Here is a 9,732-nt window from a genome sequence, read left to right on the forward strand (position 1 = left end):
TCACGCATTCACCCTAGGAGAGTCGTCACCAGACGTGGGGAACCAGGCGGTAGCGCACCCGCCGCCCGTACTCGGTGTACCCGGCGAGTTGGGCGAAGAGCAGTTTTTCCTCGTCGAGGATGCGCGCGACGAGCACGGCGACGCCCGGGAGCACGAACAGCAGCCCCCAGTAGGAGCCCAGCGCCAGCGGTATTCCCGTCATCATGACGACGTTCCCGACGTACATCGGGTGCCGCACGATGCCGTAAAGGCCGCTCGAGATCACGGTTTGGCCCTGCTCCACCTGCACGGTGGCGGCGGCGTAATTGTTCTGGACGATCACCAGCATGGCGATGCCCAGCCCCGTCGCCACCAGGATGTCGCCGACGACGGACAGCCACGCCGGCACGTGGGACCAGTGGAAGCGGTGGTCGACCGCGCTGAACACCATGATGACGAACAGGCCGAGGAACGAGCCGGTGATGATGAACTTCTGCGCCTTGCGGGGTTCGGCCCGCGGCCCGGCCCGCATCCGCCGCTGCAGGGCCACCGGGTTATGCCGAGCGAGGTAGACGGTCGGCGCGATCGTCGCCGTGGTGAACACGGCGATGAAGACCCACCCCTGCCAGTAGTGCAGCGTCCCCGCCGGGACCATCAGGATGAGGATCCACGACGCGACGCCCCAGACGGACGTCAGTGCCACTCGAATCCCGGTGTTCATCACGCTCCTAGCAACGCAGGTCGCGGCGCCGGAACGCCAGGGCACCCAGAGAGAACAACCCTACGTCCAGGGCCAGCAAATACACCAGAGGCGCAGCGCGGAAGCCGGCCCCGACCAGCGGGATGTGCGCAAAGGGTTCGCAGTCGAGCAGCCACTGCGGGAACCGGGCCAGCGAGCCGATCAGGTAGAGGGTGACGAACGCGACGAGCACCGCCCACGCCGCCGGGGCGAAGCGCGGCGCGGCACCGAACAACGCGACCGTGACGGCCGCCAGCAGCCACACGGCGGGCAACTGGACCGCGGCGGTGCCGAGCACGGCGGCCAGCTTGCCGCCGAGATCCGCCGCGGCAAGCCCGTAGACCACCCCGCCGGCCAGGCCGCTGCCCAGCATCGCGGTCGCCGAACCCAGCAGTGCGGCACCGACATGGCTTGCCAGCCAACGATTTCGGGCCACGGCGCCGGCCAGCACCGGCTCCGCGCGCCCGCTGCCCTCCTCCTGCTGCGGCCGTAGCGCGAGCGACACCGCGAAGGCGGCGGCCACCATGCCCATCATGGTGAACGCGACCGCGACGAACGCCTGCTCGACGGCGCTGGTCCCGCCCATGCGTGCGACGATCTCACGTGCGGTACCGTCACCGCCCAACTCGTCGCCGACGCCGTGCGCCACGCTGCCCATCAGGAGGCCGTACAGGCTCAGCCCGGCAATCCAGAGCAGTATCGCGGGGCGGTCCAGCCGCCAGGTCAGCCCGACGACGCCGGACAGCGCCGGGCCGGCGGCGCCCCGGCCGGGCCGTTCGGGCGCGAGCCCCGCGCCGACGTCGCGGCCGGCGAGCAGGCGGTAGGCCAGCGCGGTGAGCGCGGCCGTCGTCAGCACATGCAGCAGCAGCACCCACCAGCGGTCGCCGGCGTAGGGGCGGACCTGCAGCGACCAGCCCAGGGGCGACAGCCAGGACAGGGCGGGTTGCCCCGCGTCGCCGACGGCGCGCATCGTGAACGCCGCGCCCAGCGCGGCGAACGCGACGCCGCGGGCCAGCCGGGCGCTCGGCGACAGCTGGGCGGCGACCGCGGCGACGGCGGTGAACACCAGGCCCGAGCAGGCCAGCGCCGCGCCGAAGACCAGCGACCCGGCGGCCGCGACGTCGGTGGCGAGCAGCCCCGCGGCGCCGAGCGCGCCGGTGGCGATCGACGCCCCGAACGACAACAGCAGCGCCGCGCTCAGGCTGGCGTACCGGCCTACCGCGGTGGAGTCGACCAGTTCGGTGCGCCCGGTCTCCTCGTCGGCGCGGGTGTGCCGGATCACCGTGAGGATGACGGCGACGGCGATCAGTACGTGGAACATGCCGGCTTTCCAAATGCCTACGGCGCCAAGGTTGTCGGCGTACACCCGCCCGTAGAGGGCGCGCTGGGCGGGGCTGGCCATGATGGCGGCCACGAACCCGGCACGCCCGGCGGCATCCGGGTAGAGCTTTTCGATGCTGCCGACGTAGACGGTGCCCAACGGCACCGACAGCAACGCCACCCACAGGGGCAACGAGATCCGGTCGCGGCGCAGGTACAGCCGGAGCATGCCGAGCGTGCCGGCGAAGTGTGATCGGCGCGCGACCGGGTGGCGAGCCGGCTGACGCGGTCGGTCGACCGTGGCGGTGCTCATGACGCGGACACCGCTCGCGCGCCGCGATCCCGGTGGCCGTCGCCGGTGTCGTAATGGCGCAGGAACAGTTCCTCGAGGGTCGGCGGCTGGCTGACCAGGCTGCGCACCCCGGCGTCTCCGAGCACCCGGATGAACTCACCCAAGCTTTCGCTGTCGACCTGCGCGCGCAGTGTGCGGCCCTCGACGCTGACGTCCTCGACACCCTTGATCCGGCTCAGATCACCTGGGTCGCCCGTCATCTCGGCTTTGATCGAGGTGCGGCTGAGGTGCCGCATCGATTCCAGCGTGCCGCTCTCGACGGCCCTGCCGTCCCGGATGATGGTCACCTTGTCGCACAGCGCCTCGGTCTCGGCCAGGATGTGGCTGGACAGCAGCACGGTCGCGCCGCGGTCCCGCGCCTCGGCGACGCATTGCTGAAAGACGTTCTCCATCAACGGGTCCAGGCCGCTGCTCGGCTCGTCGAGGAGCAACAGGCTGGCGTGCGAGGAGAAGGCGGAGACCAACGAGACCTTCTGGCGGTTGCCCTTGGAGTAGGCGCGGGCCTTCTTGTGCGGGTTCAGGTCGAAGCGCTCGATCAGCTCGGCCCGCCGCCGCTGGTCGACGCCGCCGCGCATCCGGGCCAGCAGGTCGATCGTCTCGCCGCCGGTCAACGACGGCCACAGCGTCACGTCGCCGGGAACGTAGGCGAGGTGGCGGTGCAGGTCGACGGCATCGGTCCACGGGTCGCCGCCGAGCAGTCGCACGCGGCCGGCGTCGGCCCTGACGAGGCCGAGCAGGATGCGAATCGTCGTCGACTTCCCGGCGCCGTTCGGCCCGAGAAACCCGTGCACTTCGCCGTGCTGCACCGTCAGCTCCAGCCCGTCCAGCGCGCGCTGCTTGCCGAAACGCTTGACCAGCCCGTGGATTTCGATGGGAGGGCGTTCGTCAGTCGGCATGGGATCCTCCTTGCTCGTCGGTGTCTGGAACGTCTGTGTCCCGGTCTTGCGCGCCGGGCCCGTCGGCCGCCAGAAAGGCGTCGTACATGGTGCGGTCCGCCAGCATGCCCTCGGTGTAGACCTCCAACGCGGGCAACACCATGTCGCGGGCGTAGTCGCGCAGGACCGCGCGGATATCCATTGGGGTGTCGTGCATTTGGAGGTAGAGCAGGAACCCGCCGCCGCCGGTGATGCCGACGTAGCGGGCCCGGGCCCGCGGGTCGCGGCTGGGTTTGATGGTGCCGGCGCGCACGCCCTCGGCCAGGTAGGCCTCGGTGTTGTCGATCATCCTGCGCCACAACATCTTTGCCAGCTCGCCGCCCGACTGCAAGCTGCGCACCAGGTAGGCCATCATCGGCGCATACGACTCGATCTCGGCCAGCTGCGCGAACCACGTGGCGGGGTCCCTCGATTGCACCGCCTCGGTCTTGCTGTTGCGGATGTCCTCGGCGATGTAGTCGTCGCAGGCCTTGCGCAGCCCGTCCTTGGAGCCGAAATGGTGGATCACCAGCGCGGCGCTGACCCCCGCGGCCTCGGCGATCGTGCGCAGGCCCACCCCGAAGCCGTGCCGGCCGAATTGCTCGATGGCCGCGTCGCGGATCCGGGCCGCTGCGGTCAGATCGGCTGAACGCATGTTCAGTACACTAAACGCGCGTTCAGTCGATGGTCAAGGGGCCAGCGCCGCGGATTTCTTCGTCAAATGATTCAGTCGCGTACGGCGGCGAGGATGCCGTCGCCGAGCGGCACCAGTGCCGGCGTCAGCCGCTCGTCCTCGGCGATGAGGCGGGCCGCCTCGCGCACCGCCATCACCTCGGCGTCGCGGGCCGCGGGATCACCGGCCCGCCCACCCAGCGCCGCGCGGTGCACGACGATGGCGCCGCCCGCGCGCAGCAGCCGGACGCCTTCGACGACGTAATGCGGCTGATCGATCGGGTCGGCGTCGATGAACACCAGGTCGTAGGACTCGTCGGCCAGCCGGGTCAGCACGTCCTGGGCGCGGCCGCCGATGAGCCGCGTGCGCCCCGGCCCGATGCCGGCCTCGGTGAACGCCTGCTTGGCCAGCCGCAGGTATTCGGGCTCGATGTCGATCGTGGTCAGCACCCCGTCATCGCTCATGCCCGAGAGCAGCCACAGGCCGCTGACGCCCGCGCCGGTACCCACCTCGGCGACCGCCTTGCCGCCGCTCAGCTTGGTGAGCAGGCTGAGCAGCGCGCCGACCGCCGGCGTGACCGCGCCCGCGCCGATGTCCACGGCGCGCTCACGGGCGGCGGCCAGCAACGCGTCCTCGGAGATCGAGCCCTCGGCGTGCGCGAAGAGCGATTCGGCCCGACTCGGCGCCGCCTGGCCCTGGGTTTGCGCGTCGGTGCCGTCCATGCCCGCAGCGTATGCCAATTCCGGGCGGCGTCGGGCAGGCGCGCCTGAATCGGCCCGCATCGACACGCCCGGTGCGCGCGCGGCGTTTAAGGTCACCGCGCGGTGGATATGTCCTGCTCGACGCAGGTAACAATACGGTTTCTCAGCCGGAGCTCAGATTGTTCCTATACCGCGCATACGCCAGTGGACGACGGTGTCCGTATGGATCGCGGAGCGCGTTGGACCGGGAATACGGATTGGCAGCTGCCGGTTGGCACGAGTGACGAAATGCCACTGTTTGGCAGGACGACTTCGGAGGACATCATCACCACCCTGTTAAGCCCCACGAGCATGTCGCACGCGCAGGAGCTCCCCACCGACGAATGGGTCGAGCCCGCCGACACGCCGCAGGGGACCGCCGTGTTCGACGCGACCGGCGACAAGGCTGCCATGCCGTCGTGGGACGAACTCGTCCGGCAGCACGCCGACCGCGTGTACCGGCTCGCCTACCGGCTGTCCGGCAACCAGCAGGACGCCGAGGACCTGACGCAGGAGACGTTCATCCGGGTGTTCCGGTCGGTGCAGAACTACCAGCCGGGCACCTTCGAGGGATGGTTGCACCGCATCACCACGAACCTGTTCCTGGACATGGTGCGCCGCCGCGCCCGCATCCGGATGGAGGCGCTGCCCGAGGATTACGAGCGGGTGCCCGCCGACGAGCCGAACCCCGAGCAGATCTTCCACGACTCACGGCTGGGTCCCGACCTGCAGGCCGCCCTGGACTCGTTGCCGCCGGAGTTCCGCGCCGCCGTCGTGCTGTGCGACATCGAAGGCCTTTCCTATGAGGAGATCGGTGCGACGCTGGGGGTCAAGCTCGGCACGGTCCGCAGCCGCATCCACCGCGGTCGCCAGGCGCTGCGCGACTACCTCGCCGCGCACCCGTCCCACGGCGCCTCGTCGGACGGCGTGCCGGCCCGATCGGCCTGAGCCAGGCCGACCGCCGCGGTTTGGGCGCCACTTCGGCGCCGGCTCGCGCTACATTCGACAGATAGGGACGCGGGTGGCGGCGAAAGGAGCTGGTGATGTCCGACCGAGGACACCTGTTCCGTCGCGCCTTCTCCTGGTTGCCCGCGCAATTCGCCTCCCAAAGCGACGCTCCGATCGGGGCGCCTCGGCAATTCGGCTCCACCGAGCATCTGTCGGTGGAGGCGATCGCGGCGTTCGTCGACGGCGAGCTGCGCATGAATGCGCACCTGCGCGCCGCACATCATCTCTCGCTGTGCCCACAGTGCGCCGCCGAGGTGGACGGGCAAAGCCGGGCGCGGGCGGCCCTGCGCGACTCACACCCCATCCGCATCCCGGCTGCGCTGCTCGGAATGCTGGCCGACATCCCGTACGACCTGCCGGAGGAATCGCCCGCGCCGGCGCCCGACGGGCTCGCCGATCGGGACGCCCGGCAGCAGCGCAAACGCCGCTAGCCAGCGGATTCTTCACCGATCGCCGCCGACCGGCCCGCGCGCGCGTTCCTGCCGCCGTGGCGCCGGCCGTGGATACTAGGGTGGACACGGACAGCGGCTGCGCCGGGCATCTCGGCGGGCACCGGCCTGTCTCGAGCGCTCGAGCAGAGGATCTAAAGGGGCAACGTGACCTCCGACCAAGGCAGTGACTCCGGCCCGGGCCTGGGCAACGACCCCGGCAGGGATTCCGGTAGGGACTCCGGCGGCGACGCCGGCAACCGCTTGCCGCCCCGTCCCGTCTTCCGGCCGCCGGTCGACCCGACCTCGCGCCAGACGTTCAGCCGCCCCGACGGGCTGCGCGGATCGTTCGTCGCCGACCGGGTCCGCCCGAGAAAGTACCGTGACCAGGCCGAGTTCCGGCCGCACGACCGGTCGTCCGACCCCGTCCTGCAGGAGGCCTTCAGCCGGCCCGCCGGGAGCGTCGATACGCTGCAGCGCCACCCCGTCGACGCGGGCGCGCTGACCGCCGAGCGCAACGGCGCCGAGGCCGACGACCACGACGATCCGTGGCGCGACCCGGGCGCCGCGGCGGGCCTGGGCACCCCGGCGCTGCCTCCGGCGGCGCCGAAGGTCGCGGCGGGGTACGGCGGCAAGCTCGGCGTGCGCGACGTGCTGTTCGGCCGCAAGGTGTCCTACCTGGCGCTGCTCGTGCTGCTGGTCATCGCCCTGGTGATCGGGGCGCTCGGAGGGCTGATCGGTCGCAAGACCGCCGAGGTGGCCGAGGCGTTCACCACCTCGAAGGTGACGCTGTCGACCAACGGCAACGGCGAGTCGCCGGCCGGCCGGTTCGCCAAGGTGGCGGCCGCGACGGCGGGCGCCGTGGTGACCATCGAGTCCAAGAGCGACCAGGAGGGCATGCAGGGCTCCGGTGTCGTCATCGACGGCCGCGGCTACATCGTCACCAACAACCACGTCATCTCCGAGGCCGCCAACAACCCCAGCCAGTTCAAGACGACCGTCGTGTTCAACGACGGCAAGGAGGTGCCCGCCAACCTGGTCGGGCGCGACCCCAAGACCGACCTGGCCGTGCTGAAGGTCGACAACGTCGACAACCTCACGGTGGCCCGGCTGGGCGATTCCGACAAGGTGCGGGTGGGTGACGAGGTGCTGGCCGCCGGCGCGCCGCTGGGGCTGCGCAGCACCGTGACCCACGGCATCATCAGCGCGCTGCACCGGCCGGTGCCGCTGTCGGGGGAGGGGTCCGACACCGACACGGTGATCGACGGCGTGCAGACCGACGCGTCGATCAACCACGGCAACTCCGGTGGCCCGCTGATCGACATGGATTCCCAGGTGATCGGCATCAACACCGCGGGCAAGTCGCTGTCGGACAGCGCGAGCGGCCTGGGCTTCGCCATTCCCGTCAACGAGGCCAAACAGGTGGCGCAGACGCTGATCAAGGACGGCAAGATCGTGCACCCGACGCTGGGCATCAGCACCCGCTCGGTGAGCAACGCGATCGCCTCCGGCGCGCAGGTCGCCAACGTCAAGGCGGGCAGCCCCGCGCAGAAGGGTGGGCTGCTGGAGAACGACGTGATCGTCAAGGTCGGCGACCGCAAGGTCGCGGACGCCGACGAGTTCGTCGTCGCCGTGCGGCAGCTGACCATCGGCCAGGACGCCCCCATCGAGGTCGTGCGCGACGGTCGGCACGTCACGCTGACGGTCAAGCCGGATCCCGACGGCAGCTGATGCTCGGCAGCCTCAGCTGGGAGCACATGCTCGTCCTCGTGGTGGTCGGGCTGGTGGTCCTCGGGCCGGAGCGGCTGCCGGGCGCCATCCGGTGGACGTCGAACGCCCTGCGTCAGGCCCGCGACTACCTCAGCGGCGTCACCAGCCAGCTGCGTGAGGACCTCGGCCCCGAGTTCGACGACCTGCGGGTGCCGCTCAGCGAGCTGCAGAAGCTGCGGGGGATGACGCCGCGCGCCGCGCTCACCAAGCACCTGCTCGACGGCGACGACTCGATCTTCACCGGCGCGTTCGACCGGCCGGCCAACGGGACGGCCGTGCCGCCCGCCGCGCCGTCGGCACCGGCCGAACCGGGCGCCCCGCCTGCGGGCGGCCACGCGCCCGGGCCCGCGCCGTTCGACGCCGACGCCACCTGAGCGGTCGGGTCAGCGGCGGGTCGGGTCCAGCCCCAGCGAGACGCCGGCCAGCCCGCGTTTGCGCGCCGACAGGCTGTCGGCGACGCCGCGCAGCGCCTTGCCGACCGGCGAGTCGGGCGCGCTCAACACGATCGGCGTGCCGGAATCGCCGGCGGCCACCAGCGCGGGGTCCAGCGGGATCTGGCCCAGCAACGGCACGTCGGCGCCCACCGCCCGCGACAGCCGCTCGGCCACCTGCTGTCCGCCGCCTTCGCCGAAGACCTGCAGGATCGTCCCGTCCGGCAGCGTCAGGCCCGACATGTTCTCCACGACGCCGACGACGCGCTGCCGGGTCTGCAGCGCGATGCTGCCGGCCCGCTCGGCGACCTCGGCGGCGGCCAGCTGCGGCGTCGTCACCACGAGGATCTCCGCGTTCGGGATCAGCTGGGCGACCGAGATGGCGATGTCGCCGGTGCCCGGCGGCAGGTCGAGGAGCAGGACGTCCAGGTCACCCCAGTAGACGTCGGCCAGGAACTGCTGCAGCGCCCGGTGCAGCATCGGGCCGCGCCACACCACCGGGGTGTTGCCCTCGGTGAACTGGGCGATCGAGATGACCCGCACCTCGTGGGCGATGGGCGGCAGGATCATCGACTCCACCTGGGTGGGCCGGTCGGTGCTGCCCATCATGCGGGGGATCGAGTGGCCGTGGATGTCGGCGTCGAGCACGCCCACGGACAGGCCGCGCGCCGCCATGGCCGCCGCCAGGTTGACGGTGACGCTCGACTTCCCGACGCCGCCCTTGCCGGAGGCGACGGCGTACACGCGGGTCAGCGAGTTCGGCTGGGCGAACGGGATGACCGGCTCGCGGGCGTCGCCGCGCAGCTGTTTGCGCAGTTCGGTGCGCTGCTCGTCGTTCATCACGTCGAGGCTGACCGTCACCGCGCCGGTGCCGGGAACGTCGGTGACCGCCTGGCTGACCCGCTCGGTGATCTCGGTCTTCTTCGGGCAGGCCGCGGTGGTGAGGTAGACCCCCACGTGCACCGCGCCGCCGGGCTCGACGTCGATGCTCTTGACCATGCCGAGCTCGGTGATCGGACGCCGCAGTTCGGGGTCGATCACCTTGCCCAGCGCGGCGCGGATGGCGGCGCTCAGCTCGGCTGCGGGGGCAGAGGATTCATGACGGCTCATCACCGCCGAGTGTAGGCGGGTGCGCCGACGCGCCGGTCAGCCGGCCGCAGCTGGTCCCGGCCGCTTGGGCGCGGGCGCGTTCGCCGTTGCCGCAGGCTTGGGCGACGGCGAGGCCTGCGGCGCCGGGCTCGCCGGCGGCGCGGCCGGTGCGGGAGCCGCTGGCGGTTCCGGCGGGGCCGGGGCGCCCAACAGTGGCGCGGCCCGATGCTGCACCGGGCGCTGCAGCAGTTCCTGGCCGACGTCTACTGGGGTGACCTGGACGTCCTGC

Annotated in this window: 10 protein-coding genes and 1 pseudogene; 5 read left to right on the forward strand and 6 right to left on the reverse strand. The window is 71.4% G+C overall.

Features of this window, described 5'->3' with window-relative positions; genetic code table 11:
- Positions 1 to 25: 25 nt before the first annotated feature.
- The 5 genes from A5700_RS09135 to A5700_RS09155 all read right to left on the reverse strand — a co-directional run bounded on the left by A5700_RS09135 (position 26) and on the right by A5700_RS09155 (position 4,699).
- Positions 26 to 700, reverse strand: a complete 675-nt coding sequence (locus A5700_RS09135) for an isoprenylcysteine carboxylmethyltransferase family protein (protein ID WP_068069574.1) — start codon at positions 698 to 700, stop codon at positions 26 to 28.
- A 7-nt stretch (positions 701 to 707) separates the two neighbouring features.
- Complete coding sequence (locus tag A5700_RS09140) at positions 708 to 2,351, reverse strand: ABC transporter permease (protein WP_197502813.1); 1,644 nt, start codon at positions 2,349 to 2,351, stop codon at positions 708 to 710.
- Positions 2,348 to 3,286, reverse strand: coding sequence for an ABC transporter ATP-binding protein (locus A5700_RS09145; protein ID WP_068069575.1), 939 nt, complete (start codon positions 3,284 to 3,286; stop codon positions 2,348 to 2,350). The genes A5700_RS09140 and A5700_RS09145 overlap by 4 nt, the downstream gene beginning before the upstream one ends.
- Positions 3,276 to 3,959: a TetR/AcrR family transcriptional regulator gene (locus A5700_RS09150; protein WP_082960461.1), complete on the reverse strand. Its 684-nt coding sequence runs from the start codon at positions 3,957 to 3,959 to the stop codon at positions 3,276 to 3,278. Before A5700_RS09150 ends, A5700_RS09145 begins: the two co-directional genes overlap by 11 nt.
- Before the next feature lie 71 nt (positions 3,960 to 4,030).
- On the reverse strand, positions 4,031 to 4,699 hold the full coding sequence (locus A5700_RS09155) for an O-methyltransferase (protein ID WP_068069576.1): 669 nt from the start codon (positions 4,697 to 4,699) through the stop codon (positions 4,031 to 4,033).
- Positions 4,700 to 4,900: 201 nt separating this feature from the next.
- On the opposite strand from A5700_RS09155, the gene sigE reads away from it, so the two are divergent.
- The 4 genes from sigE (at position 4,901) to tatB (ending at position 8,297) form a co-directional block, all read left to right on the forward strand.
- On the forward strand, positions 4,901 to 5,665 hold the full coding sequence (gene sigE / locus A5700_RS09160; protein WP_068069626.1) for an RNA polymerase sigma factor SigE: 765 nt from the start codon (positions 4,901 to 4,903) through the stop codon (positions 5,663 to 5,665).
- Between the two features lie 95 nt (positions 5,666 to 5,760).
- Positions 5,761 to 6,156 (forward strand): anti-sigma E factor RseA, encoded by a 396-nt coding sequence (rseA, locus tag A5700_RS09165; RefSeq protein WP_068069627.1) that lies wholly within the window; start codon positions 5,761 to 5,763, stop codon positions 6,154 to 6,156.
- A gap of 201 nt (positions 6,157 to 6,357) precedes the next feature.
- Positions 6,358 to 7,884 carry a S1C family serine protease gene (locus A5700_RS09170; RefSeq protein WP_068069629.1) on the forward strand — a complete coding sequence of 509 codons (1,527 nt, stop codon included), beginning with the start codon at positions 6,358 to 6,360 and terminating at the stop codon, positions 7,882 to 7,884.
- Positions 7,884 to 8,297, forward strand: coding sequence for a Sec-independent protein translocase protein TatB (gene tatB / locus A5700_RS09175; RefSeq protein WP_068069577.1), 414 nt, complete (start codon positions 7,884 to 7,886; stop codon positions 8,295 to 8,297). The genes A5700_RS09170 and tatB overlap by 1 nt, the downstream gene beginning before the upstream one ends.
- Positions 8,298 to 8,306: 9 nt before the next feature.
- Here tatB and A5700_RS09180 read toward each other — a convergent pair whose 3' ends face one another.
- The gene (locus A5700_RS09180; protein WP_156671148.1) at positions 8,307 to 9,464 is read right to left on the reverse strand and encodes an Mrp/NBP35 family ATP-binding protein; all 1,158 of its coding nucleotides are present in this window, start codon (positions 9,462 to 9,464) and stop codon (positions 8,307 to 8,309) included.
- 189 nt (positions 9,465 to 9,653) lie between these two features.
- On the opposite strand from A5700_RS09180, the pseudogene A5700_RS25265 reads away from it, so the two are divergent.
- Positions 9,654 to 9,732, forward strand: a pseudogene (locus A5700_RS25265) (P-loop NTPase); the annotation flags it as partial.

Source organism: Mycobacterium sp. E1214, from assembly GCF_001666755.1.
Lineage (GTDB): Bacteria > Actinomycetota > Actinomycetes > Mycobacteriales > Mycobacteriaceae > Mycobacterium.

Coding starts and splice junctions, on each gene's coding strand:
- A5700_RS09145 (WP_068069575.1), bottom strand. CDS start 3,286: ATGCCGACTGACGAACGCCCTCCCATCGAAATCCACGGGCTGGTCAAG.
- rseA (WP_068069627.1), top strand. CDS start 5,761: ATGTCCGACCGAGGACACCTGTTCCGTCGCGCCTTCTCCTGGTTGCCC.
- A5700_RS09155 (WP_068069576.1), bottom strand. CDS start 4,699: ATGGACGGCACCGACGCGCAAACCCAGGGCCAGGCGGCGCCGAGTCGG.
- sigE (WP_068069626.1), top strand. CDS start 4,901: ATGGATCGCGGAGCGCGTTGGACCGGGAATACGGATTGGCAGCTGCCG.
- A5700_RS09140 (WP_197502813.1), bottom strand. CDS start 2,351: ATGAGCACCGCCACGGTCGACCGACCGCGTCAGCCGGCTCGCCACCCG.
- A5700_RS09135 (WP_068069574.1), bottom strand. CDS start 700: ATGAACACCGGGATTCGAGTGGCACTGACGTCCGTCTGGGGCGTCGCG.
- A5700_RS09180 (WP_156671148.1), bottom strand. CDS start 9,464: ATGAGCCGTCATGAATCCTCTGCCCCCGCAGCCGAGCTGAGCGCCGCC.
- A5700_RS09150 (WP_082960461.1), bottom strand. CDS start 3,959: ATGCGTTCAGCCGATCTGACCGCAGCGGCCCGGATCCGCGACGCGGCC.
- tatB (WP_068069577.1), top strand. CDS start 7,884: ATGCTCGGCAGCCTCAGCTGGGAGCACATGCTCGTCCTCGTGGTGGTC.